Origin of the sequence: Mesorhizobium sp. M7A.F.Ca.CA.001.04.2.1, from assembly GCF_003998485.1 — a bacterium.
Taxonomy (GTDB): domain Bacteria; phylum Pseudomonadota; class Alphaproteobacteria; order Rhizobiales; family Rhizobiaceae; genus Mesorhizobium; species Mesorhizobium ciceri.
Genome location: NZ_RZQT01000095.1, coordinates 1 through 22,306, shown reverse-complemented (window position 1 = coordinate 22,306; position 22,306 = coordinate 1). Strand labels below are relative to the sequence as shown.

Sequence of the window (22,306 nt, the reverse complement as noted above, 5' to 3'; positions counted from 1 at the left end):
GCGCTCAGGCTGCGCGACGGGCTGCTCGAAATCGACCGGCTTTCGGTGGGCGGGCTGGCCGGCGCCTCGATCAGCGCCACCGGCCGGATCAAGGATTTCCCCGCGAGCCCGACCGGCAAGCTCGATGCGTCGGTGGTTGCCGTCGATCTGAAGCCGCTGATCGATGTCGCCGCCCAGCACTATCCCGACAGTGCCGTGCTCAGGGGACTGTCGAGCCGTGCTGCTGCCTATCCCGAGCTGTTCCAGGATGCGCGCATCGACCTGGTGGCGAGTGCAGCCGACAATGGCGACGGCACCACAGGCCTGGCGGTGAGCGGGCAAGGCAAGGCGGGCGGCTCGGCCTTTTCGGCGTCGCTGTCGGGGAAGGGGGCGGTGGACAAGCTTCTCGAAGCGCCGGTGGCGCTGACCTTCAACGCCAAGAATCCCGATGCCACCGCGCTGCTGGCGCTCTATGGCCTGCCGGCGCTGCCGCTCGGCATGCTGGGCGAGGCAAACACCGATATTCAGGCCAAGGGCACGTTTGGCGGCGGCCTGGCGACGAATTTCAGCCTTGCCGGCAATGACTTCAAGGCCGGTTTCGAGGGAACGATCGCCGACACGCCGCAAGGCCTCGCCGCCAAGGGCAAGCTCAGCCTCGATGCCGCCGACATCGAGCCATGGCTGATGACGTCGGGCATCGGCCTGCCAGGCATGGGGTCGGGCATGTCGACGTCGCTCGCCGCGCAGGGCGACTACGGCAACGGCCTGCTGGTGCTGGACGAACTCAGCGGCGCCATCAACGAAGCGGCGGTGTCCGGCGACGTCAATATCGATGTAAAGGACGGCGTGCCACATCTGGCCGGGGCGCTGGCGCTCGACGAACTCGACCTCGATCCCCTGGCGGTGGCGCTGTTCGGCGACTCCGCCTTTCTAGCCGACAAGGAGGGCGCAGCCAAAGACCGGGCAGGCAAGGGTGGCGTGTGGCCGGCGACACCGTTCAGCCAGAAATCCAGCCTGCCATTCACCGCCGACCTCGACCTGACGACGGCAGCACTGGCCGCCGGCCGGTTCGCCACCGCCTATGACGCCGCCTTTTCGCTCAAGCTCGACCAGGAAGGCATCCGCGTTTCGGATCTCAAGGCGAAGTTGCTGGGCGGGGCGCTGACCGGCCTATTCGAGTTGAAGAACAACAACGGCACCGGACTGTTCTCTGGCCAGATGAAACTGGCGGGCGCCGATCTGGCGACCGTGCTGCCGGATGCCGGCATCAGCGGCATCGGCGATTTCTCGACGGCGCTGTCAAGCAGCGGCAAATCGGTCGAAGGGATGGTGGCTGCCTTGTCAGGCTCCGGAACTGCGGCGTTGAAGGGCGTGAAAGTTGCTGGCCTCAATCCAGATGCGTTCAGTGCGTTCCTCGCCAAGGCGGATGCGATCGGGCGCGACATCGATGCGGCCAAGACCGCCGGCTTCGCGCCCGAGATTGCCGCTGATGGCAGCTTTGCCGCTGGCGATACCGACATAGCCTTCACGGTTGCCGGCGGCACGCTGCGGGCGCCGCCGGTCAGCCTGGAAAATCCAGCGGCGACCTTGTCCGCCGACATCACGGCGGATCTCAACGCGGCCACGGTGTCGGCCAAGGGTGCGATCACTTATCAGCCTGGCGACGAGGCGCTGGTCGGCTCCGAGCCGGTTGTGAATTTCACCGCCGAAGGGCCGTTCGGCGCGGTCAAACGAGCATTCGACAGTGAGCCGCTGGCGCAGTTCCTGACCCAGCGCGCGCTGGAGAAGGAGCAGCAGCGCGTCGAGGCGATGCAGGCCGCGCTGCTCGAGAAGCAGCGGCTGCGGCGCGAAGTGCGCTATTACGCTGCGCTGCAGGATGCTCGCGACAAGGCGGCCGAGGAATTGCGCCGGCAGGAGGAAGCAGCGCGGCTCAAAGCCGAAGCTGACGCCAAGGCCGAAGCCGAAGCGGATGCACAGGCTCAGGCTGAGGCGGACGCAAAGGCTCAGGCCGACGCGGAGGCGAAAGCCAAGGCGGACGCAGATGCCAAAGCCAAGGCCGATGCCGAAGCGAAGGCGGCTGCCGAAAAGCAGGCCGCCGACGAGGCCGCCAAGGCGCAGGCCGAGCAGGAGCGGCAGAAGGCGGAAGAGGCGATGCGTATTGCCTCGCAGGAAAAGGCAAGGCTCGAAGCCGAACGCAAGGCCGCGCAGCCTCCGAAGGTGGAGCGGGCGCCGCTGCCGCAGGCCAACGACAATCCGCCGCCGGCCAAGCCGAAGCCCAATCCGTTCACGATCGACAATCTGCTGAAGTCGCTGCAGTAGTAGTCGACTACCCACGGTCTCGATCGAGCAGCCGCCGCAGCATCGGTTCGATGCGTGACAGTTCGTCGAGATGCGCCGCCGACAGCTCGGCCAGGCAATCGTCGGCGCGCTCGGTCAGTTGCAGCAGCACGCGGCGATGGTCGTCCTTGTCCTGATCCCTTGTGACCAGCCCTGCCTCGCCGAGACGGTTGACCAGTTCGACGGCGCTGTGGTGGCGAATGCGCAGGCGTTCCGCGAGATCGCCAACCGTCACCGGGCCGCCGCCGGGGAATCCCTTGATCGCCAGCAGCGCCTGATGCTGGCGCGGGGTCAGGCCGGCGTCTTCCGCCTGGACCTGGCTGAATTCGAGGAACCGGCGGATCAGGTAGCGAAACTCCGACAGCCGCTGGTAATCGGCCTGGCTGATGGCGGGACGTTGTTCTCGTGGCTGCGACATATCAGACATGTGTTCGTTTTCCGGCGAAAGCTCAAACGGATTTCGGGCGAAACCGGCTTGAATATTTATATCGTGTTACGATACATAGCCACCGACAAACCCGGCTGGCCGCTTCGACCGTGCCGCACCCCAGACATACGGCCGCCGCCAGGAAGCAACTGCCATGAAGACCCATCATTCGAACCCGGAGCACCTGCGCGATTTCACCACGGATCCCAGGGTTCTGCTCGTCGCCGCCATTGCCGTGGTGGTGGCGACAGCCGGGTTGTTTGCCGGCATCGCGCTTTTGAAGCTGATCCGGCTTGCCACCAACATTGCCTATTTCGGCCAGTTCTCGCTTGCCGACCTGAAGCTCGAGAACACGCCGCTTGGGCTTGCCGCCGTCCTCGTTCCGGTGATCGGTGCGCTGATCATCGGCCTGATGGCGCGCTATGGCAGCGAGAAGATCCGCGGCCACGGCATTCCCGAAGCCATCGAGGCGATCCTGCTCGGGCGCTCGAAACTCGACGCCAAGGTGGCGATCCTGAAGCCGCTGTCGTCGGCGATCTCGATCGGTTCCGGCGGACCGTTCGGCGCGGAAGGACCGATCATCATGACAGGCGGCGCGATCGGCTCGCTGATCGCGCAGATGCTGCCGGTCAGCGACAACGAGCGCAAGACCCTGCTGGTGGCTGGTGCGGCAGCGGGCATGACCACGGTGTTCGGAACACCGATCGCCGCCATCATGCTGGCGGTCGAACTGCTGCTATTCGAATGGACCCCGCGCAGCTTCATTCCGGTGGCGGTCGCGGCTGTTATCGCCGAGGTCGAGCGCACCATGCTGCATCTGCCCGGGCCGATCTTTCCGTTTCAGGGCGGCATGGAGGTGTCTTTTGTCGGCCTTGCCGGCTGGGTGGCGATCGGCGTTTGTGCAGGACTTCTGTCGGGACTGCTGACGCAGATGGTCTATGCCTGCGAGGACGGTTTTCAGAAGCTGCCGATCCACTGGATGTGGTGGCCGATGCTTGGCGGCCTGGTGGTCGGCATAGGCGGGCTGATCGAACCGCACGCGCTCGGTGTCGGCTATGACAACATCACCGACATGCTGGATGGCCGCACCGTCGCGACGGCGGCACTCCTGCTGCTGGTGGTCAAGGCGATCATCTGGTCGGTAGCGCTCGGCTCGGGAACGTCGGGAGGTGTGCTGGCGCCGCTGTTGATCATGGGCGGGGCTATGGGCGCTGTGCTCGCCGGCGTTCTGCCTGCCGCGGATCCGGGTTTCTGGGCGCTGCTGGCAATGGCCGCCACCATGGGCGGCACGATGCGCGCGCCGCTGACCGCCACGTTCTTCGCCGTCGAACTGACCGGCAACACACATATGCTGGTGCCGCTGATTGCCGCCTGCGCCGCGGCGCATGCCGTGACCGTGCTTCTGATGAAGCGTTCGATCCTGACCGAAAAGATCGCCAGAAGGGGACACCATCTGGTTCGCGAATACCGTGTCGACCCTTTCGCCCTGACCAGGGTGCGCGAGGTGATGACGTCGCAGGTCGAAAGCGTGCCGGCGACGATGACGCTGCATGGCGCAGCAGCCTTCCTGACGGCGCCGGAAACACGGCATCCGAGTTTCCCGGTGGTCGACGAGAACGGTCAGGTGCTGGGCCTCATCGATCCGCCGGCGATATTGCGCTGGAGACGCGCCGGCACGCACCGCACCACCACGCTTGGCGCGTTGCTGGCCGGCAGCAAGGTGACGCTGGCCTATCCGGACGAATATCTCGAAGGCCTCTCCGACAAGCTGCTGATGGCCAACGTCTCCCATCTGCCCGTCGTCACTCGCGAAGGCTCGTTGCTGGTCGGCTATGTCGGCTGGAAGGATCTGATGCGCGTGCGGTCCAGGAAACAGGCCGAGGAGCGCGAGCGTTCGACCTTGCTTGGCTTTGGCACCAGACGCAGGAAAAAGGACGACGCGGTCGAAAGCCTTTAGATACTCTCTCCTCGCTTCGCCCACTCCAGCACATGGAGCCTCAACGCCGAGGACAGGTTGGTGTCGCGGGGCCGCGTCTCGTCGACTTCGGCGACAAGAGCAGCGAGCGTCAGCTCCCTGGTCGCCGCGATCGCGACGAGGTCGTCATAGAAGGGCTTTTCAAGCGAGTAGCTGGTGCGGTGGCCGCGAATGGTCACCGAACGCTTTTCGACCGGGCTCATTGACGGCCGGGGTCGCCGGGCTTTTCACGACGATGCCCGGCAACGAATTTTTCGCTCTTGTCGGCGGCGACGCGATCGCGTTCCTTTTCGGCCTTGGAGCGGCCGTGCAGCGCGCGGTTCTGTTCGGCGGCGCGCAGCTTTTCGTCCCGCGCCTTTTGCTTGCGGGCCTGGCGGAGATTGACGATTTCGGCCACGGCGTAAGTCGCCGGCCTATTTCTTGCGGAAGGCGTCGAGCGAGACCACTTCGGCGCCCTTGGTGGCGGCGTCCGCGGCCGCGGGCTTCTTCTCCGCCTCCGCGGCGGCCTTCTTCTCGGCCTTCGGCTTTTTCTCGGAGACGATGGTCAACGGCTCCGGAGTTGGCGCAGCCGGTTCATCGGCTGCCGCACCATCCGTCTTGACGTCGAATTCGAGTTCGAAATTGACCGAGGGATCATAGAAGCCGCGCACGGCCGAGAACGGGATTTCGAGTTTTTCCGGCACATCGGAGAAGGACAGGCCAACCTCGAAGCCGGTATCGGTCACCTTCAGGTCCCAATACTGGAACTGAATGACGATGGTCATCTGCTCGGGATAGCGCTCGCGCAGCCGCGAGGACACGCGTACGCCCGGCGCGCCGGTCAGGAAGGTGATGAAGAAGTGGTGGTTGCCGGGGAGGCCGGTGCGCGCGACCTCGGCCAGGACCTTGCGCATGACGCCGCGCAACGCCTCCTGGGCCAGAATGTCGTAGCGGATGTGGTCGTCGGCCATGTGGCGGTCGGGTTCCGTTGAATCGTCCGCATAGCTGTAATCAAGCTTGAGCGCGGCGTAAACCGCATATAGATCACCCTCGCGCGGAAGCGAAGACTATTGCCAGCGATTTGATCGCTCAGGCGCTGGCGAGCGCGCTTTGCTTTTCGGACGATGCCGCGGAGCGGCGCTTGCCGAAGGCGCGCAGGAAGGTGCGCACGCCATTGGTCGCGGATTGCAGCACCTCGTCCTCGCGCGGCGAGCCGCCAAGCATGAAGGTGGTCTGCAGTTCGGCATTGACGAGGCCAAGGAACTGGCGTGCCGCCACGTCCGGGTCCTCGATCGTGAGATAGCCGCCATAGGCGAGGCGGGCGAAGCGGGCGGCGATTGCCGGCCATGTCCTGCCCGGTCCCTGTTCGCGCCATTCGGCAAACAGTTCGGGATAGCGCTCGCCTTCGGTCTGGATCAGCTTGCGCAGGAATTTTCCATCGCGGTTGCAGATGCAATTCTGATTCAAACGCACCGCAAAGCCGATCAGGTCGGCTTCGAGATCCCCCGGCTGATCGGGGAAGGTGGCAATGGTGGCGAAGATTCCGGCATTGCAACGTTCGGTCAGATCACGGACCACAGCGACGAACAGTTTTTCCTTGTCGCCGTGATGGTTGTAGATGGTCTGGCGCGAGACGCCGGCTTCGGCGGCGATCAGGTCGATATTGGCGCCGGCGAAACCTTCGCGGCAAAACACGGTGGCGGCGGAGTCGACGATCGACAGGCGCTTGGCCTCATGACCGCGTGGCGGGAAAATGTCAGGAGAAACGTGCAGCTTCATAAAAAACTATATAGAGGCGATTGACGATTTAGACAAGAGTGTCTAAATTTGTGGACACAAGGTAAAGAGATTTCGCATGAGAGACGAACAGAACTCGCTCTCGAGGTGTCGGAATCTCACGGGATGGAACGTCCTAGGTTAGACGTCGCCTGGCGGCGGCAACCAGATTTGAAAGAAGCCTCTATCATGAGTCCCAAATTCCTCCGCATCGCGGTCGTGCTCGGCTTGTTGTCCGCCATCGGCCCGTTCGCCATCGACATGTATCTGCCCGCGCTGCCGTCGATCGGCGCCGATCTGCATGCCGGCACCGCTGCCGTGCAGATGAGCCTGTTGATCTTCTTCCTGTCGATGGGCTTTGGCCAGATCGTCGTCGGGCCGATCTCCGACATGGTCGGCCGCAAGCTGCCGCTCTACGGCGGCCTTGCGCTGTTCATGGTCGGCGGCATCGGTTCGGCAATGGCGCCGACCATCGAATGGCTGATCGCTTTCCGCTTCCTGCAGGGGCTTGGCGCCAGCGCCGGCATGGCCGTTCCGCGCGCCATCGTGCGCGACCTGCATACCGGCAATGAGGCTGCCAAGCTGATGTCCTTGCTGATGCTGGTATTTTCGGTGTCGCCGATCCTGGCGCCGCTGACCGGCAGCGTGATCATCGAGAATTTCGGCTGGCGTGCCGTGTTCTGGACGGTGACGGGCGCGGCTCTGCTGGCCACCATCCTTCTGGCGACCTCGCTCAAGGAGACGCGGCCGGTGGAAGATCGCGCCGGGTCCTCCTTCGGCACCGCGCTGTCGGCCTACCGCTTCCTGATGGGTGACCGTAACTTCCTCGGCCTGACGGCGATTGCCGGCTTCGGCATTGCCAGCTTCTTCGTCTATCTGTCGAGCTCGTCGTTCATCCTGATCGACCATTACGGCCTGTCGCCTTCGGTCTACAGCGTGTTCTTCTCGATCAACGCGGTCGCCTTCATCGGCATGTCGCAGATGACGGGGCTGCTGGCCGAGCGCTTCGGCCTGCGACGCGTGGTGCGCGTCGCGGTGACCGGCTATGCCACGACGATGGTGGTGCTGTTCGCGGTGATGGCGACGGGCATCGACCGGCTCGACGTGATGGCGGCGCTGCTGTTCGTCGGCTACGGCTTCCTTGGTCTGGTCATTCCGACCACGTCGGTGCTGGCCATGGAAGAGCATGGCGAGATTGCCGGCACGGCGTCAGCGCTGATGGGCACGCTGCATTTCGCCATCGGCGCACTGGCCATGGGTGTTGCCGGCGTGTTCTTCGACGGTACGCCGCTGCCGATGGTGGCCGGCATCACGCTCTGCGCGGTGATTTCCTTCACGCTGGCCAAGGTCACGCTCGGCCGCTCTCGCGAGGCCGTCGAGGCGCCGGCCGAGTAGGCACTGCTCGCAGGTATATGAAAAGGCCGGGTTTTCCCGGCCTTTTTTATGTCTGAGAAGCTGCGTCCGTCCCCTCGTTCATCACCTCGGTATCACGTTTAAGTTGGTACCTTGCATAAGAAGGTACCTGCCGATATGGTGTACTGGACTTGCCGGGAGCGACCGTGACCGATCCAAATGATGTCCAGCTGAAAAAGGGCGCGCTTGAACTGTGTGTCCTTGCCTTGCTCGCCCGGCGGGAAAGCTATGCCTACGAGATCGCCAGCACGCTGGCCGAGCGTGTCGGCATGGGAGAAGGGACGATCTATCCGCTGATGCGGCGCATGCAGAGTGACGGGCTTGTCGCGACATGGCTCGTCGAATCGACGAGCGGGCCGCCCCGCAAATATTACCGGCTCACCGCAGTCGGCAGGACAGTCTACGAGGCGCGCAGCCGGGAATGGCGAAGCTTTGTCGATGCCGTCGACCTTTTCCTGGGAGAGATGGAATGAACCGCGATGCCTTCTTGGTTTCCCTGCGCAACAGCCTGGCCGGAATGCCCGCGGGCGAAGTCGATGAAATCGTCGCCGACTACGGCGCCCATTTCGACGAGGCGCTAGCCTCCGGACGGAGCGAAGAGGATGTTGCCGAGGCACTTGGCGATCCGGCGCGGCTTGGGCGGGAGCTGCGGGCGGAAGCAGGGATTCGCCGCTGGGAGCATGATCGTGGTCCGGCCGGTGTTGCCGCCGCGCTGCTCGCCCTGACCGGGCTCGCCGCCTTCGACATTCTCCTGCTGCTGCCGGTTCTCATCGTCTTCTGCTTCGTCGTGCTTGGTCTCGGCATTGCGGCCCTGGCGCTCGGCGTCGCCAGCGTCGGGCTGCTGTTGAGTGTCGTGCCGTTCTGGCATTTCGCATCGTGGGCCACGCCATTCGCACGCTTGCTGGCCGCTGTCGGCCTTGCCGCCGCCAGCATCGGATTGGGCTCGCTGCTGCTGCTCGGCCTCAATATCGGGGTCAAGCTGCTGGGGGATTATGCGCGCCTGCATTACCGCCTGGTCAAACCACGCCAGCCCTGATCAACCCAGTGGCGCGTCGCCACGCAGAAATAACAGGTGCACCATGAACAAGACGCTTGCCTGGACCGCCGTGCTGTCGCTCGCAGTGGCCGTGATTTGTCTGTCGCTGGCGAATTCGATCGCCGGAAACGAGTGGAGAGGTGGCCGCTGGTGGAATTTTGCCTCCAGCTGCCGCGGTTCCGGTGATGGGACCAAGCCCGGATCGGTGACGCTGGTCTGGCAACCGATCTCCAGCGAATTCCAGATTGCCCTGCCGGCAACGGTCACTTATCGGCCCGGCACGCCTTCCCAGGCTGTCGTCAGCGGCGATCCCGAGGCGGTTTCGCATGTTCGCCTGTCCGGCAATGTGCTGGCCTTCGACGACGGCTTCGATTGCGATGGCCGGCCGGTCAGCGTCCAGCTTACCGGTCCAGCGGTCCCCAGTTGGCGGTTGAGCGGCAGCGGCAGGCTCGAGCTTTCCGCTCTCGCCCAGGAGGCGCTGGACCTGCGCATCAGCGGCAGCGGCGATGTGCGCGCCAGCGGCAGTGTGCAGGATCTCTCCTTGCGCATCTCGGGCTCCGGTTCAGGTGACTTCGGCAAACTCACAGCGAAGACCGCCAGTGTCCAGATCAGCGGCAGCGGCAATGCCGATATCGCGCCGCGGGACCAGGCCGATATCCGCGTGTCGGGCAGCGGCAATGTGCAAGTCCACGGCAACCCGAAGATCAATTCCCATGTCAGCGGCAGCGGCAGGGTCGAGACGGTGCCCTGAGCGGCTGCAAAGCCGCGCGCACACGCGCTACTTCTCATCACACTGTATGCAGCCGGAAGGCGGGTCAGACCGCGGTCCGAGGACACCAATCTGTTTGAACATCGGAGACAGGAAAATGCGTTTGAAGAAGCTCCTGATTGCCGCCCTGGCAAGTCTGGCCGTCACGACAGCTCATGCCGCTGGTTTGAAATTCATCCAGATACCGGCCGATGCCGCCGGGCCGGCAATTGATGCTGCCATGTGGTCGCCCTGCGCCAGCCCGCCCGGCGAGGTGAAGGTCAAGCAGTCTACCGTTCCGGCTGTGCTCGACTGCCCCATCGAGGGCGGGAGATTGCCGCTCGTCGTCATTTCACATGGCTATGGCGGCTGGTACCTTGATCTCCACGATATGGCCGAGACGCTCGCGGATGCCGGTTTTGTCGTCGTTGCCATCAACCATCCGCACGCGAACCACGCCGATATGAGCCAGGCCAATGGTCTGGGCGTGCTGAGGCAGCGTCCGATCGATATCAAGCGCACCATCGATTTCATGCTCGGCAACTCGGCGGATTCGGCCAAGATTGATCCTCAGCGCGTCGGCTTCTACGGATTTTCGCAAGGCGGCTATACCGGCCTTGTCATCGGCGGCGCCGATCCGGATTTCAACAAACTGCCGCCGCGCTGTTCGGACCCGGCCGACACCGGCTGTCCGCCAGCCAACCAGCCCAAGCCGGCGCGCAAGCAATTGCCGCCGGAAACGCTGACCCACGATACCCGCGTCAAGGCGATCGTGGTGGCGGATCCGCTGAGCGTCGTTTTCCAGACTGCCGACAGTGTCGAGAACGTCAAGGTGCCGCTCCAGCTCTGGAGTTCGCAGTTCGGCGGCGACGCTGTATCGCCCGTCGACGTGAAGCGACTGGCTGGATTGCTGCCGCGGACACCGGACTTTCACGTCGTGTCCAACGCCGTGCATCTCTCCTTCCTGACGCCATGTCCTGCCGACGACGCGCGCAAGCCATCGCCAGCTTGCATCGATGCTCCGGGTTTCGACCGGGTTGCCTTTCACAAGGCGTTCAATGCCGCTGTGCTTGCCTTCTTTCGCCAGCATTTGGCCGAAGACCAGGACCACGGGGCAAAGACGCCCGCGCCTGGCCACGAAGCAGCCGAAACAGCGGTGCAATAAGCAAAGGTCGGACTGTCGAGCCTTTCACGCCAATCCTGTCTCGGCCAGCACGAAGCGCAGCCGCGCCTCGACGGGGGCCAGCGGCAACGGAACCATCTCGTAGCCCAGTTCCGTATAGACGCCGACCAGCGCATGGTGGGTGCGCTCGGCCTCGTCGAGCGTCTGCCTGCGCTCTTTGTCCTGCGCGAAGATCTCCGGCCAAAGCGGGGCGACGAAGACGCGCCGATGATAGCGGAAGCGCTCTGCGGCAGCGTGGGCGTGTTCGGGTATCGGCAGGCCGCTCAGCCTGAGATAGCCGAGCGTGTCCGGAACGCCGCGATCGAAAAAAACAGGACGCCCGGTCTGTTCTAGCGCAATTTGACACGAGCGCATCTCCCATGACAGCATCAACTCGGCAAACAGGGCGCGATCGTGCCAAGGCAAAGCGGGTCCGCCAATGGCGGACTGGTCGCGGATAATGCCACGCCCGGCTTCGACCGAGGTGGCAAAGCCTGCGTGGCCCAGGGCTTGGATCAGGGTCGTCTTGCCGGAGCCGGGACCGCCGGTCAGCACGAAGAATCGATCGGAATCGTTTTGCATGTTTTGTCCATGGAGAGGGAGCACGCGGCAGGGCGCGTTCGCGGCGGAACTGCCGTCGCGCATGCTGGATATCGGAGGAGGGGAGAAGTGGAGGTTTCTGTTGCCAGGTACCTCCGAACCCCGCCTAGAAGTGCGAACCTCTAGGGCTTGATTTGAAGCTATCGCACCGCTTACGCGGCGAGACGTGCTTCCGCATAGTTGTCATTTGCAACTACAGGTTTAGCCCGATGACGGTGGTACCATGCCGGGCAAAAGTACGATCTTTACACCTTCGTCGATCCTATTTCGCCCCCAGCAAAAACCGCTCTGTCGTCAACAGCGGCTTTTGGTGGAGGCGCCGGGTACCGCCCCCGGGTCCGAACGGCTTATTTCATCGCCCATTTATCGCCATAGTCGGTCAAGCCGACAAACCGAATATAGGGGGCGATCGCAGGAAATGAAAGGCCGCAATGGCACTTTGTCCCCGTGTCAAAACCGCAAGTCCGAAGGGTTGACTTGAGCGCGGTCTCAACCGAAGCTTTGCCCCGGTGAGGAGTTATCGACATAGCGCACAAGTTGCAGCAGCGCGCCACAGCCCTCATCGATCGGATCCGTGGCGCCGACGAGGGGAATTTTGATGGCCGACTATCTTGCAGACGTGAAAAAATACGATGCCTCGGCGAGTGCCGACGTGGTCGACAAAATCGTGAAGCATCTTGGCATTGCGCTTCGGAACCGCGATTCCTCGCTGGTGTCTTGCACCGATCCGAAGGAACTGGAGCGCGTCAAGGCTGGCTGGGTTGCCAAGAAGCTCGGCATATCGGACGACAGCAAGGCCGACGCTTCGATCGAGAAGGTCTGCAAGGCGATGGCCGCCGACAACACCAAGAACCGGGTTACCTTCTACTACCTGGTTGCCAAGGACCTGGGTAAACTCGGCTCCCTCTGACGGCCGCGCTTCAATTCGCCGGGCTGGCGCGGTCCATGCGCCAGCCCTGATGTTGTTGGGGACTGACTGGCTTCGGGCATGGCTTGCGCGCTGCTTTGTGGTGTTCGATCGCCCGTCTGTCAGTTATGATGGCTGGACAACCGAATCGAGCCGGAACCGATGCGCCAGTATCTCGACCTCCTGCAGCACGTGCTGGACAACGGCGCCGACCGCGGCGATCGCACCGGCACCGGAACGCGCTCCGTCTTCGGCTACCAGATGCGTTTCGACCTGGCGCGCGGCTTTCCCGTCACCACAACCAAGAAGCTGCATCTCAAGTCGATCATCCATGAGCTTCTGTGGTTCCTGGCCGGCGACACCAACATCAAATATCTCACCGACCATGGCGTCTCGATCTGGGACGAATGGGCCGACGAGAATGGCGATCTCGGCCCGGTCTACGGCAAGCAGTGGCGTTCCTGGCCGGACGGCCATGGCGGCTCGATCGACCAGATCGCGAATCTTCTCAAGGAGATACGCAGAAATCCTCAATCGCGGCGGCTGATTGTTTCGGCATGGAACCCAGCCGAGGTGGAAGCGATGGCGCTGCCGCCCTGCCACTGCCTGTTCCAGTTCTATGTTTCGGAAGGGCGGCTTTCCTGCCAGCTCTACCAGCGTTCCGCCGATATCTTCCTTGGCGTGCCGTTCAACATCGCGTCCTATGCCCTGCTGACCTTGATGGTGGCGCAGGTGACAGGGCTGAAACCCGGCGATTTCGTCCACACACTTGGCGATGCGCACCTCTACTCTAACCATTTCGAGCAAGCGCGCGAGCAACTGCGGCGCACGCCGAGGACGCTGCCGACAATGTGGATCAATCCGGAGGTGAAGGACCTCTTCGCCTTCCGCTTCGAGGATTTCCGGCTGGAAAACTACGTCGCCGACGCGTCGATCAAGGCGCCGATCGCGGTATGACATTAGAGAGGACCGCGCTTCAAGCCATAGCCAATGCGAAGCTGCAAGACGCAGAACTTTTGTTTCAAAACGAACGTTTTTCGAATGCTTACTATCTTTTCGGATACGCTGCAGAAATTGCCATCAAGGCACGAATTTCGCGGATTTTTCAGCCAGATACCATTCCTGACAAGAAATTTGTCCAAGACATTTATAGCCATGACCTCAACAGGCTCGTGGCCTTGGCTGGCTTGTCTGCGGACCTAACCGAAAGTCGGACGGCGTCGCCTGTATTCGACGGCCATTGGTCGGCGGTCTCAGATTGGAATGAGGCTTCGCGTTACGATATGATAGATGTGTTTGAAGCGACGGCCATGCGAAACGCGATGGTCGACGAAGAGCAAGGAATATTCAGATGGCTTCAGGATCGTTGGTAAGGACCGACATCGACGCCGGCATCAACCTAATTCGTGCTCTTGATGAAAAGAGATTCGGAGTTGCAGCTGCACTATGGTTGTACAACAGTGACGTCGACAATTGGCGCATGATTATCGCCTATCGCGGCCCACGAAAGGATCTCGAGAAAAAATATCTCGATGCAGCAACCATTGCTGCTGACTGGCGCAAGGCACGTCCACAAGAGCCTATTTTAGATCTTAGCAAGGTGAAGATCACATCAGCGGACGACCGGCTCATCGCCGGCTTGGGTATTGCCATGCGGGTTGATGGCCTCGGTGAGGTGCGATTTTCTCACAATACCATCAACGGCATTTATGTCGAAGATGCCTTGATCCATAGGCTTGCCGCCTAACGCGGTCAGTCGATGCCGACCATCACGTCCGAGGCTTTGACCACGGCATAGGCCTGCTTGCCCTTTTCGAGCTTGAGATCGGCGACGGCCTCGTTGGTGATCGAGGCGGTGACGATGGCGCCGCCGCCGATGTCGATCCTGACATGCGAGGTGGTGGCTCCCTTGACGATCTCGGCGATCGTTCCCTTGAGGACGTTGCGGGCGCTGATCTTCACCGGAGTTTCCTTTCCAAGGTTTCTTTTCCCGGTCTTACCCAGAACAATTGGTGTCGTACAGACGCTTTCATGGGGCGCCGGGCCTTCCCTTGTTATATTCATACGGATATATCGGTCAGCAGGCTTCGGGCCGGCCGGATTTCAAACCAGGGAGAGTTTTCCATGACGCGCACAGGTTTTGGATCTAGGGCGATCGCCATTGGCGGTTTGGCTGCGGCGCTGATGGCAGTCGTGCCGGCAGCGCATGCGGAAGACAAGGTGGTGGTGTTTGCCGCAGCCAGCCTCAAGGACGCGCTCGACGCGGTGAACAAGGCCTGCGAGGCCGATGTCGGCGAGGCGGCGACTGTCTCCTATGCCGCGAGCTCGGCGCTGGCCAAGCAGATCGAGGGCGGGGCGCCTGCCGACGTCTTCATCTCGGCCGATCTCGACTGGATGAAATATCTCTCCGACAAGAAGCTGACCAAGCCGGACACCGAAGTGAAGCTGCTCGGCAATCAGATCGTGCTGGTGGCGCCGAAGGACTCGGCGGTCGACACCAGGATCGAGAAGGGTTTCGACCTCGCCAAGCTGATCGGCGACGGCAAGCTCGCCATGGGCGATTTCAAGGCGGTGCCGGCCGGCAAATACGGCAAGGCCGCACTTGAATCGCTCGGCGTCTGGTCCTCGGTCGAGGGCAAGGTGGCGCAGGCCGAAAACGTGCGCGCGGCGCTGAAACTGGTTTCGACGGGCGAAGCCGCCCTTGGCATTGTCTATGCCACCGACGCGCATGCCGAAAAGGGGGTCAAGGTGATCGGCACCTTCCCGGAGGATTCGCATCCGCCGATCATCTATCCGGTTGCCCAGACCGCCGATTCGAAGGACAAGGATACGCCGGCTTTCCTGAAATGCCTGCAGTCGGCCAAGGCGGCCGCGCTGTTCAAGGATCAGGGATTTACCGTGCTCGCGCCGAGCAACTGAGTTCCAAGGGGCACTATGAACTGGCTGCTGGACCTCACTCCCGACGAATGGAATGCGGTCCGGCTGTCCATCAAGGTGGCAACGGTGGCGATGCTCGCCAGCCTGCCGCCGGGCATCTTGATCGCGCTTCTGCTTGCCCGGGGACAGTTCTGGGGCAAGACGGTTCTCAACGGGCTGGTGCATCTGCCGCTGATTCTGCCGCCCGTGGTGACCGGCTATCTGCTGCTGCTCACCTTCGGCCGGCGCGGCCCGGCGGGCGCTTTCCTGGCAGAGCATTTCGGCATTGTCTTCTCCTTCCGCTGGACGGGTGCGGCGCTGGCCTGCGGCGTCATGGGCTTTCCCCTGATGGTGCGGGCGATCCGGCTGTCGATCGAGGCAGTGGACCGCAAGATGGAAGCGGCGGCGGGAACGCTCGGCGCCAATTCGCTCTGGGTGTTTGCCACCATCACGCTGCCGCTGATCCTGCCCGGGCTGATCGCCGGCGCCATCCTGGCCTTCGCCAAGGCGATGGGCGAGTTCGGCGCCACCATCACCTTCGTCTCCAACATTCCCAACGAGACGCAGACATTGCCGTCGGCGATCTACACCTTCACGCAGGTGCCGGGTGGCGATGAAGGGGCGCTCCGCCTGACGCTGATCTCCATCGTCATCTCCATGGCCGCCCTGGTGGCTTCGGAGGTGCTGGCGCGGCGCGTCGGCCGGCGACTGGACATCGAATGAGCGTTCTCGTCGACATCAGTCATCGGCTGGGCGGTTTCGCCATCGACGCCCGCTTCGAAAGCGCCGGGCGGCTGACGGCGCTGTTCGGAGCGTCTGGGTCGGGCAAGACGACGCTGATCGACATGATTGCCGGGCTGATCCGGCCCGACAAGGGACGCATCGAAGTCGATGGCCGTGTGCTGGTCGATACCGGTGCCGGCATTTTCGTGCCGAAGCACAAGCGCCGCATTGGCATGGTGTTCCAGGACGCACGGCTGTTTCCGCATATGAGCGTTGCCGGCAATCTGCGCTACGGCCGCTGGTTCACGCCGCCGGCGGAGCGCTACGCCGATATCGATGCCGTCGTCGACCTGCTCGGCATCGGGCCGCTCATGAACAGGCGGCCGGCAAAGCTCTCGGGTGGCGAGAAACAGCGTGTGGCGATCGGCCGGGCATTGCTTGCCAGCCCCAGACTGCTGCTCATGGACGAACCGCTGGCCTCGCTCGACGAGGCGCGCAAGGCCGAAATCCTGCCCTATGTCGAAAGGCTGCGCGACGAGATCAAAATCCCGATCGTCTATGTCAGTCATTCGGTCGCCGAAGTGGCGCGGCTGGCCAGCGACGTGGTGATGCTGGCGCAGGGCAATGTCGTTGCCAGCGGGCCGACCGAGGCGGTGATGCAAAGGCTCGACCTGTTGCCGGCGGAGGAGCGCGGTGAGGGCGGCGCCGTGCTGGACACCAAGGTGCTGCATCACGACGAGAGTTTCGGCATGACCGTGCTCGGCTCGGCTGCGGGCGAGCTCCGGGTGCCACAGCTGGCGATGAAGACAGGTACGCCGGTGCGCATCCGTATCCGCGCCCGCGATGTGATGATCGCCACCGAAAAGCCGAGGGGTCTCAGCGCGCTCAACATCCTGCCGGGAACCATTACCGCGATGAGCCCCGGCGAGGGACCGGCGGTCGAGGTCGGTATCGACTGCAACGGCGCAACCGTGCTTGCCCGCATCACCGAACAGTCGCGGCAGGCGCTGAAGCTTCATCTTGGCGGCAAGGTTTTCGCGGTGATCAAGACGGTGAGCTTCGATCGGGCGAACACCGGCGCCGGCCTGCCCGCCGAGACGGATGGATGATCTCGCTATGTCTTTTTGGAATAGCGGTTTCGCCAGGGAGCTTCTAGTATGATGTTGGGATGTGACCGCGGAGAGCAAAGATGCCGTCGCTGAGCTTGCGGATAAATCTCGATCCCGACGGGCGCGTCGGGCCGGGCAAGATCGAACTCCTGGAACAGATCGCCGCCTTCGGCTCCATCTCGGCCGCCGCGCGCGGCATGGAGATGTCCTATAAGCACGCCTGGGACCTGGTCGAGGACATGAACCGGGTATTCGGCAAGCCGCTGGTGGCGGCACAGACCGGCGGCCGCAAGGGCGGCGGCGCACAGTTGACGGCGGTCGGGCTAGCGGTGGTCAGCCGCTTCCGCGCCATCGAGCGCGCGGCGGCGGCCGCGGCAGCGACGCATATGGAGGCGTTGCAGGCGGAGATTGAGGCTGGGTGAGGGAGTAGGGCAGTAGGGCAGTAGGGCAGTAGGGCAGTAGGGCAGTAGGGCAGTAGGGCAGTAGGGCAGTAGGGCGGCATTCGCGTGCTGTCTTCCAACACAAAACGTTATTCACCTACTGCCCTACTGCCTTACTCCCCTATTGCCTTCCTATTCGGGCTTGCGCAGCAAATAGCTGTCCATGATCCAGCCCTTCCGCCGACGGGCTTCCTCTCGAACTTTTTCGATCTTTGCGCCGATGTCACCGATCCTGCCGGAGAGAGTGATCTCGTCTTCCGTTCCGAGATAGGCGCCCCAATGGATGACGACATCCTTGTCGGCCAGCGTGTTGAAGGCGCATTTGCCGTCCAGCAGGACGACCGCGCTGCCGGCATTGTCCGGCATGCCTTCCTCGGTCAGGCGGCGGCCGGTGGTAATGAGGACGGAATCGCCGATGCGGTTCAGCGCCATCTTGTGGCTGGCGGCAAGTGCCTGGACGGCGGTGATGCCGGGGATGACCTCAAGCTCGAACGCCACATCGCCTCGCAGGCGCACGCGCTCAAGGATGCGCAACGCGCTGTCATAGAGCGAAGGGTCGCCCCAGATCAGGAAGGCGCCGCAGCCGTCGCCTGCAATCTCGTCGCGGATCAGGCCTTCGTAAATGGCGGCGATGGCTTCATGCCAGTCATCGACGGTCGAGCGGTAGGAGGGTGCCGGACCATCTTCTACCGGGAGGTCTCGCACCGGCACGTCGAATTCGACGCGCCGCGACTTCGGATTGGTAACGAAGCGGTCGCAGATCTGACGGCGCAGTTCGGCCAATTCATTTTTTTTCGCGCCCTTGTCGGGAATGAACAGCACATCCGCCTGGTTCAGGCCTGATATGGCCTGAACGGTCATGTGGTCGGGATTGCCGGCGCCGATGCCGATGACGAGAAGCTTGCGCATGGGCGAACTCCTGCCCGATCGGAACCCGTTAGTCCAGACCGCGCTGGCGCGTGTCCAGACCGCAGTCCAGCTCCCTTTGGTGCGTCCGCGGATACGGAAGGGCTTTGAACGCCACATTGAAACGGCTAGGGTCCTGCAGGCATTCCAGCCGAGGGGGCTTCCATGTTGCGATATGTTCTGACCGCCGTGCTGGCCTTGTCGTCCGCATCCGCTTTCGCCAATGATTCGGTTGCCGAACTTGGCACCGGCGGCCTGATCCTGTCGCGCAGCGATGCCGTGGCGATGCAAAGCGAGGACCTTTTCATCTCGCCGGAAAAGGTCACGGTCGACTATGTCTTCCACAACAACACCGATCAGGATGTCCAGGCCATCGTCGCCTTCCCGATGCCCGACATATCGGGCAATCCCGAAGAAATCCCGGCGATTCCTGAAAATCAGAGCGATAATTTCCTCGGTTTCGAGGTGACGATCGACGGTGTCGCCGCAAAGCCGCAGCTCGAGCAGAAGGTGTTGGCGCTCGGCATCGACATCAGCGCTGAGCTGAAGGCGCAAAACGTGCCGTTCTATCCTTTCGGCGATGCGGCGAAGGCGGCGCTGGCGAAGCTGCCGCAAGCGGTTGTCGATGACTGGGTCAACCGCGGCATCATCATCGAGGACACCGGCAGCGACGGCACCGAGACGAGCAAGGTCTACACCCCGTTCTGGCAATTGCGTTCGACCTACTGGTGGCGCTCGACCTTTCCGGCCAACAAGGACGTCCATGTTTCCCACCGCTACAGACCGAGCGTCGGCGGCACGTCTTCGGTCAGCTTCTTCTACGACGGCAAATTCCAGGGTCAGTATGCGGCCTACAAGACCCGGTATTGCATGGACGGCACATTCGAAAATGCGGTGCGCAAGGCGGCCAAGGACGACCCTGACGGCTACCCCAAATATTTCGAGAGCCGCATCGCCTATATCCTGACCACCGGCGGCAACTGGGCTACGGGCACGATCGGCAAGTTCAAGCTGACGATCGACAAGGGCAATCCGAAAGCCCTGGTCTCGTTCTGCGGCGACAATGTCAAAAAGACCGGACCGACGACATTCGAGATGACGGCGGATGATTTCTACCCCGAGCGCGACATCGACATCCTGATCCTCGAGCCGACGGACGAAAATTGATGCATGTCGCAATCTACGTTGCCATTGCCGAGAACGGCGTGATCGGGCGGGACGGCGGGCTCCCGTGGCGGCTCTCCACCGATCTCAAGCGCTTCAAGGCCGATACGATGGGCAAGCCTATCATCATGGGCCGCAAGACCTATGAGGGCATCGGTCGGCCGCTGCCGGGCAGGTTGAACATCGTCGTGACCCGCGACGAGACCTGGCGCGCCGAGGGCGTCGAGGTGGCACATTCGCTCGAAGCCGCGATCCAGCTGGCGACGGTGCGCGGGCGCGGCATGGCCGATGTCGACGAGGTGTGCGTCATCGGCGGCGGCGAAATCTATGCCCAGGCCATGCTGCTGGCCGACCGGCTGCACGTCACCCATGTGCTGGCAGCGGTCGACGGCGACGCGCATTTCCCGCCGATCGATCCCGATTCCTGGCGCATTGTCAGCTCGCAGGACGTCCCAGCCGGGGAAAAGGACAGCCACCCGACGCGCTATTCGGTTTACGAGCGGCGTCGCGAGAGACATTGAACGAAAAAAGAGCCATTGAAGGAAGACAAAGGGTCGCGACTGGACCAAATCGGACGAAGTCGGAAGCGCATCGCGTTGAAAGCGCCCCGTGGCGTGCCTATAGAAGAACAATACTGGATTTTGCGCCGTAATGCCGGCGCTTGAGGGAATTCCAAGCGAAAGGACATTCATGCCCTGGAACGACAAAAGCGGCGGTGGCGGCGGCCCATGGGGTGGCGGCGGCAACAATCAGGGACCCTGGGGGCAGGGTCCAAAAGGACCGAGCGGGCCGCAGGGCTCGCCTCCCGATCTCGAAGACATCATCCGCCGCGGCCAGGACCGGCTGCGGCGCGCTCTTCCGGGCGGCGGCGGCGCGAGCCCGGCTATCTTCGCGCTGATCGCGGCTGCACTTGTGGTGCTGTGGGCGTTCAAGGCGGTTTACACCGTGCAGCCCGACGAGGTCGCGGTCGAACTGCGCTTCGGCAAGCCGAAGACCGAACTGTCGCAGCCTGGCCTGCATTTCCATTGGTGGCCGCTCGAAACCGTCGAGACGGCCAAGATTTCCGAGCAGCTCGTCGATATCGGCGGCGGCGGCGCGACAAGTGGCAATACGTCCGGGCTGATGCTTACCGGCGACCAGAACATCGTCAACGTCCAGTTCTCCGTGGCCTATCAGGTCTCCGACCCGCGCGCGTATCTGTTCGATGTGTCCGATCCCGACGGCATGCTGAGGCAGGTTGCCGAAAGCGCTATGCGTGAAGCCGTCGGCCGCCGGCCGGCGCAGGACATCTTCCGCGACGACCGCCAGGGCATTGCCGCCTCGGTGCGTGAGATCATCCAGACGACGCTGGACGGCTACAAGGCCGGTCTCAACGTCAACGCCGTCTCGATCGAGGATGCGGCACCGCCACGCGAAGTGGCCGATGCGTTCGACGAGGTGCAGCGCGCCGAGCAGGACGAGGACAAGTTCGTCGAGCAGGCCAACCAGTACTCCAATCAGAAGCTCGGGCAGGCGCGCGGCGAGGCCGCACAGATCCGCGAAGACGCGGCCGCCTACAAGAACCGGGTCGTGCAGGAAGCCGAGGGTGAGGCGCAGCGCTTCATCTCGGTCTATGACGAATATGCCAAGGCGCCCGATGTAACGCGCAAGCGCCTCTACCTGGAAACCATGGAGAAGGTTCTGAAGGATTCGAGCAAGGTCATCGTCGAGCAGGGCAACGGGCAAGGGGTCGTTCCCTATCTGCCGCTGCCGGCATTGCAGCCGAAAGCGCCGGCACCGGCCGCCCCCGTTACGGGAGGTAACCAGTGATGGCCAACCGTCTTCCCATCATCGTCGTCGCAGCAGCGGTTATCCTGTTCCTGCTCTATTCGTCGGTCTTCGTGGTCAATGCGCGCCAGCAGGCACTGGTGCTCAGGTTCGGTGAGATTGTCGACGTCAAGAGCGAACCCGGCATCTACTTCAAGGCGCCGTTCTCGTTCTTCGACGCCGACACCGTGCAGCTGATCGAGAACCGGGTGCTGCGCTTCGATCTCGACAACATTCGCGTCCAGGTCTCGGGCGGCAAGTTCTATGAGGTCGATGCCTTCATCGCCTATCGCATCTCGGATCCGCGGGTCTTCCGCGCCGCGGTGTCCGGTCAGATCGAACTGGCCGAGGCCCGGCTCAGGACGCGTCTCGACGCTGCCTTGCGCCGTGTCTATGGTCTGCGTGATTTCGAGGCAGCACTCTCCGAAGAGCGCGGCGTGATGATGCGCGAAGTCCGCGACCAGCTCAGGCCCGATGCCACATCGCTCGGCCTGCAGATCGAGGATGTCCGCATTCGCCGCACCGATCTCACGGCCGAAGTCTCGCAGCAGACCTTCGACCGCATGAAGGCGGAACGCCTGGCGGAAGCTGCCCGGCTGAGGGCGCGCGGCAATGAGGCGGCACAGCGCATCACCGCCCGCGCCGATCGCGAAGTGGTCGAGATCGTCGCCGAAGCCCAAAAAGAGTCGGAAATCCTGCGCGGCGAGGGCGAGGCCCAGCGCAGCGCCACCTTCGCGGGAGCCTATCAGCGCGATCCGGCTTTCTTCGACTTCTACCGGTCGATGAATGCCTATGGCACGGCGCTGGACAACACCGGAACGACGATGGTGCTGTCGCCGAACTCGGAGTTCTTCCGCTTCTTCCGCAATCCCGACGGCAGCGAGGGACCGGCAAAGCCGGCTT

At 63.0% G+C, this 22,306-nt stretch carries 27 protein-coding genes and 1 other RNA gene; 19 read left to right on the top strand and 9 right to left on the bottom strand.

The window, feature by feature from the left end; all coding sequences use genetic code 11:
• Positions 1 to 2,298 (top strand): AsmA-like C-terminal region-containing protein (locus EN955_RS24705; RefSeq protein WP_281034484.1); only part of this gene is annotated, 2,298 nt, incomplete at its 5' end.
• 7 nt (positions 2,299 to 2,305) lie between these two features.
• On the opposite strand, the gene EN955_RS24700 is transcribed toward EN955_RS24705, so the two are convergent.
• Positions 2,306 to 2,743, bottom strand: coding sequence for a helix-turn-helix domain-containing protein (locus EN955_RS24700; protein ID WP_013531012.1), 438 nt, complete (start codon positions 2,741 to 2,743; stop codon positions 2,306 to 2,308).
• A gap of 154 nt (positions 2,744 to 2,897) precedes the next feature.
• On the opposite strand from EN955_RS24700, the gene EN955_RS24695 reads away from it, so the two are divergent.
• Positions 2,898 to 4,700 (top strand): chloride channel protein, encoded by a 1,803-nt coding sequence (locus tag EN955_RS24695; RefSeq protein WP_013531013.1) that lies wholly within the window; start codon positions 2,898 to 2,900, stop codon positions 4,698 to 4,700.
• Here EN955_RS24695 and EN955_RS24690 read toward each other — a convergent pair.
• From EN955_RS24690 to EN955_RS24675, 4 genes are all read right to left on the bottom strand, one after another.
• Positions 4,697 to 4,921 (bottom strand): ribbon-helix-helix domain-containing protein, encoded by a 225-nt coding sequence (locus tag EN955_RS24690; RefSeq protein WP_013531014.1) that lies wholly within the window; start codon positions 4,919 to 4,921, stop codon positions 4,697 to 4,699. The genes EN955_RS24695 and EN955_RS24690 overlap by 4 nt on opposite strands.
• Entirely contained in the window at positions 4,918 to 5,115 is a 198-nt protein-coding gene (locus EN955_RS24685; protein ID WP_024501426.1) for a DUF4169 family protein, read from the bottom strand. The genes EN955_RS24690 and EN955_RS24685 overlap by 4 nt, the downstream gene beginning before the upstream one ends.
• A gap of 16 nt (positions 5,116 to 5,131) precedes the next feature.
• On the bottom strand, positions 5,132 to 5,668 hold the full coding sequence (locus EN955_RS24680; RefSeq protein ID WP_013531016.1) for an SspB family protein: 537 nt from the start codon (positions 5,666 to 5,668) through the stop codon (positions 5,132 to 5,134).
• Between the two features lie 118 nt (positions 5,669 to 5,786).
• A complete protein-coding gene (locus tag EN955_RS24675) occupies positions 5,787 to 6,476 on the bottom strand; it encodes a TetR/AcrR family transcriptional regulator (RefSeq protein ID WP_013531017.1) in 690 nt (229 codons plus the stop codon).
• Between the two features lie 186 nt (positions 6,477 to 6,662).
• Here EN955_RS24675 and EN955_RS24670 point away from each other — a divergent pair, with 186 nt between their 5' ends.
• The 5 genes from EN955_RS24670 (at position 6,663) to EN955_RS24650 (ending at position 10,835) form a co-directional block, all read left to right on the top strand.
• Positions 6,663 to 7,868, top strand: coding sequence for a multidrug effflux MFS transporter (locus EN955_RS24670; protein ID WP_013531018.1), 1,206 nt, complete (start codon positions 6,663 to 6,665; stop codon positions 7,866 to 7,868).
• Between the two features lie 164 nt (positions 7,869 to 8,032).
• Complete coding sequence (locus EN955_RS24665) at positions 8,033 to 8,359, top strand: PadR family transcriptional regulator (protein WP_024501425.1); 327 nt, start codon at positions 8,033 to 8,035, stop codon at positions 8,357 to 8,359.
• On the top strand, positions 8,356 to 8,922 hold the full coding sequence (locus EN955_RS24660; protein ID WP_024501424.1) for a DUF1700 domain-containing protein: 567 nt from the start codon (positions 8,356 to 8,358) through the stop codon (positions 8,920 to 8,922). The genes EN955_RS24665 and EN955_RS24660 overlap by 4 nt, the downstream gene beginning before the upstream one ends.
• 43 nt (positions 8,923 to 8,965) lie before the next feature.
• Positions 8,966 to 9,673, top strand: a complete 708-nt coding sequence (locus EN955_RS24655; RefSeq protein ID WP_024501423.1) for a DUF2807 domain-containing protein — start codon at positions 8,966 to 8,968, stop codon at positions 9,671 to 9,673.
• 115 nt (positions 9,674 to 9,788) lie between these two features.
• Complete coding sequence (locus EN955_RS24650; RefSeq protein ID WP_024501422.1) at positions 9,789 to 10,835, top strand: dienelactone hydrolase; 1,047 nt, start codon at positions 9,789 to 9,791, stop codon at positions 10,833 to 10,835.
• A 24-nt stretch (positions 10,836 to 10,859) separates the two neighbouring features.
• Here EN955_RS24650 and EN955_RS24645 read toward each other — a convergent pair whose 3' ends face one another.
• Complete coding sequence (locus EN955_RS24645; protein WP_196815377.1) at positions 10,860 to 11,414, bottom strand: AAA family ATPase; 555 nt, start codon at positions 11,412 to 11,414, stop codon at positions 10,860 to 10,862.
• 86 nt (positions 11,415 to 11,500) lie between these two features.
• Positions 11,501 to 11,860, bottom strand: a transfer-messenger RNA (tmRNA) gene (ssrA, locus tag EN955_RS24640).
• A gap of 170 nt (positions 11,861 to 12,030) precedes the next feature.
• Between ssrA and EN955_RS24635 the strand changes: the two genes are divergently transcribed.
• The 4 genes from EN955_RS24635 (at position 12,031) to EN955_RS24620 (ending at position 14,086) form a co-directional block, all read left to right on the top strand.
• Positions 12,031 to 12,342 carry a DUF2853 family protein gene (locus EN955_RS24635; RefSeq protein WP_013531020.1) on the top strand — a complete coding sequence of 104 codons (312 nt, stop codon included), beginning with the start codon at positions 12,031 to 12,033 and terminating at the stop codon, positions 12,340 to 12,342.
• Positions 12,343 to 12,501: 159 nt separating this feature from the next.
• The gene (locus tag EN955_RS24630; RefSeq protein WP_024501420.1) at positions 12,502 to 13,296 is read left to right on the top strand and encodes a thymidylate synthase; all 795 of its coding nucleotides are present in this window, start codon (positions 12,502 to 12,504) and stop codon (positions 13,294 to 13,296) included.
• Complete coding sequence (locus EN955_RS24625) at positions 13,293 to 13,712, top strand: HEPN domain-containing protein (RefSeq protein WP_024501419.1); 420 nt, start codon at positions 13,293 to 13,295, stop codon at positions 13,710 to 13,712. Before EN955_RS24630 ends, EN955_RS24625 begins: the two co-directional genes overlap by 4 nt.
• Positions 13,691 to 14,086, top strand: coding sequence for a hypothetical protein (locus EN955_RS24620; protein WP_127219057.1), 396 nt, complete (start codon positions 13,691 to 13,693; stop codon positions 14,084 to 14,086). Before EN955_RS24625 ends, EN955_RS24620 begins: the two co-directional genes overlap by 22 nt.
• A 5-nt stretch (positions 14,087 to 14,091) precedes the next feature.
• Here the strand turns inward: EN955_RS24620 and EN955_RS24615 are convergent, their stop codons facing one another.
• Positions 14,092 to 14,301, bottom strand: coding sequence for a molybdopterin-binding protein (locus EN955_RS24615; RefSeq protein WP_024501417.1), 210 nt, complete (start codon positions 14,299 to 14,301; stop codon positions 14,092 to 14,094).
• Between the two features lie 162 nt (positions 14,302 to 14,463).
• Between EN955_RS24615 and modA the strand changes: the two genes are divergently transcribed.
• From modA to EN955_RS24595, 4 genes are all read left to right on the top strand, one after another.
• Entirely contained in the window at positions 14,464 to 15,258 is a 795-nt protein-coding gene (modA, locus tag EN955_RS24610; protein WP_024501416.1) for a molybdate ABC transporter substrate-binding protein, read from the top strand.
• Between the two features lie 15 nt (positions 15,259 to 15,273).
• Positions 15,274 to 15,978, top strand: coding sequence for a molybdate ABC transporter permease subunit (modB, locus tag EN955_RS24605; RefSeq protein ID WP_024501415.1), 705 nt, complete (start codon positions 15,274 to 15,276; stop codon positions 15,976 to 15,978).
• Positions 15,975 to 17,087 carry a molybdenum ABC transporter ATP-binding protein gene (modC, locus tag EN955_RS24600; RefSeq protein WP_024501414.1) on the top strand — a complete coding sequence of 371 codons (1,113 nt, stop codon included), beginning with the start codon at positions 15,975 to 15,977 and terminating at the stop codon, positions 17,085 to 17,087. Before modB ends, modC begins: the two co-directional genes overlap by 4 nt.
• An 80-nt stretch (positions 17,088 to 17,167) precedes the next feature.
• Positions 17,168 to 17,509, top strand: coding sequence for a winged helix-turn-helix domain-containing protein (locus EN955_RS24595; protein ID WP_013531026.1), 342 nt, complete (start codon positions 17,168 to 17,170; stop codon positions 17,507 to 17,509).
• A gap of 150 nt (positions 17,510 to 17,659) precedes the next feature.
• Here EN955_RS24595 and cobF read toward each other — a convergent pair whose 3' ends face one another.
• Entirely contained in the window at positions 17,660 to 18,436 is a 777-nt protein-coding gene (gene cobF, locus EN955_RS24590; protein WP_013531027.1) for a precorrin-6A synthase (deacetylating), read from the bottom strand.
• A 162-nt stretch (positions 18,437 to 18,598) separates the two neighbouring features.
• On the opposite strand from cobF, the gene EN955_RS24585 reads away from it, so the two are divergent.
• The 4 genes from EN955_RS24585 to EN955_RS24570 all read left to right on the top strand — a co-directional run.
• On the top strand, positions 18,599 to 19,600 hold the full coding sequence (locus EN955_RS24585; RefSeq protein WP_024501413.1) for a DUF4424 domain-containing protein: 1,002 nt from the start codon (positions 18,599 to 18,601) through the stop codon (positions 19,598 to 19,600).
• A complete protein-coding gene (locus EN955_RS24580; protein ID WP_013531029.1) occupies positions 19,600 to 20,118 on the top strand; it encodes a dihydrofolate reductase in 519 nt (172 codons plus the stop codon). The genes EN955_RS24585 and EN955_RS24580 overlap by 1 nt, the downstream gene beginning before the upstream one ends.
• A gap of 169 nt (positions 20,119 to 20,287) precedes the next feature.
• On the top strand, positions 20,288 to 21,406 hold the full coding sequence (gene hflK / locus EN955_RS24575; RefSeq protein ID WP_013531030.1) for an FtsH protease activity modulator HflK: 1,119 nt from the start codon (positions 20,288 to 20,290) through the stop codon (positions 21,404 to 21,406).
• Positions 21,406 to 22,306, top strand: a 901-nt coding sequence (locus EN955_RS24570; RefSeq protein ID WP_164769906.1) for a protease modulator HflC, incomplete at its 3' end; no start/stop codon positions are given. The genes hflK and EN955_RS24570, both read left to right, overlap by 1 nt.

Excerpts from the sequence above, each read along its gene's own strand:
- EN955_RS24700 (WP_013531012.1), bottom strand. The coding sequence starts at position 2,743 with ATGTCTGATATGTCGCAGCCACGAGAACAACGTCCCGCCATCAGCCAG.
- EN955_RS24695 (WP_013531013.1), top strand. The coding sequence starts at position 2,898 with ATGAAGACCCATCATTCGAACCCGGAGCACCTGCGCGATTTCACCACG.
- EN955_RS24690 (WP_013531014.1), bottom strand. The coding sequence starts at position 4,921 with ATGAGCCCGGTCGAAAAGCGTTCGGTGACCATTCGCGGCCACCGCACC.
- EN955_RS24680 (WP_013531016.1), bottom strand. The coding sequence starts at position 5,668 with ATGGCCGACGACCACATCCGCTACGACATTCTGGCCCAGGAGGCGTTG.
- EN955_RS24675 (WP_013531017.1), bottom strand. The coding sequence starts at position 6,476 with ATGAAGCTGCACGTTTCTCCTGACATTTTCCCGCCACGCGGTCATGAG.
- EN955_RS24670 (WP_013531018.1), top strand. The coding sequence starts at position 6,663 with ATGAGTCCCAAATTCCTCCGCATCGCGGTCGTGCTCGGCTTGTTGTCC.
- EN955_RS24660 (WP_024501424.1), top strand. The coding sequence starts at position 8,356 with ATGAACCGCGATGCCTTCTTGGTTTCCCTGCGCAACAGCCTGGCCGGA.
- EN955_RS24655 (WP_024501423.1), top strand. The coding sequence starts at position 8,966 with ATGAACAAGACGCTTGCCTGGACCGCCGTGCTGTCGCTCGCAGTGGCC.
- EN955_RS24650 (WP_024501422.1), top strand. The coding sequence starts at position 9,789 with ATGCGTTTGAAGAAGCTCCTGATTGCCGCCCTGGCAAGTCTGGCCGTC.
- EN955_RS24645 (WP_196815377.1), bottom strand. The coding sequence starts at position 11,414 with ATGCAAAACGATTCCGATCGATTCTTCGTGCTGACCGGCGGTCCCGGC.
- EN955_RS24635 (WP_013531020.1), top strand. The coding sequence starts at position 12,031 with ATGGCCGACTATCTTGCAGACGTGAAAAAATACGATGCCTCGGCGAGT.
- EN955_RS24630 (WP_024501420.1), top strand. The coding sequence starts at position 12,502 with ATGCGCCAGTATCTCGACCTCCTGCAGCACGTGCTGGACAACGGCGCC.
- EN955_RS24625 (WP_024501419.1), top strand. The coding sequence starts at position 13,293 with ATGACATTAGAGAGGACCGCGCTTCAAGCCATAGCCAATGCGAAGCTG.
- EN955_RS24620 (WP_127219057.1), top strand. The coding sequence starts at position 13,691 with ATGGCTTCAGGATCGTTGGTAAGGACCGACATCGACGCCGGCATCAAC.
- modA (WP_024501416.1), top strand. The coding sequence starts at position 14,464 with ATGACGCGCACAGGTTTTGGATCTAGGGCGATCGCCATTGGCGGTTTG.
- modB (WP_024501415.1), top strand. The coding sequence starts at position 15,274 with ATGAACTGGCTGCTGGACCTCACTCCCGACGAATGGAATGCGGTCCGG.
- modC (WP_024501414.1), top strand. The coding sequence starts at position 15,975 with ATGAGCGTTCTCGTCGACATCAGTCATCGGCTGGGCGGTTTCGCCATC.
- EN955_RS24595 (WP_013531026.1), top strand. The coding sequence starts at position 17,168 with ATGCCGTCGCTGAGCTTGCGGATAAATCTCGATCCCGACGGGCGCGTC.
- cobF (WP_013531027.1), bottom strand. The coding sequence starts at position 18,436 with ATGCGCAAGCTTCTCGTCATCGGCATCGGCGCCGGCAATCCCGACCAC.
- EN955_RS24585 (WP_024501413.1), top strand. The coding sequence starts at position 18,599 with ATGTTGCGATATGTTCTGACCGCCGTGCTGGCCTTGTCGTCCGCATCC.
- EN955_RS24580 (WP_013531029.1), top strand. The coding sequence starts at position 19,600 with ATGCATGTCGCAATCTACGTTGCCATTGCCGAGAACGGCGTGATCGGG.
- hflK (WP_013531030.1), top strand. The coding sequence starts at position 20,288 with ATGCCCTGGAACGACAAAAGCGGCGGTGGCGGCGGCCCATGGGGTGGC.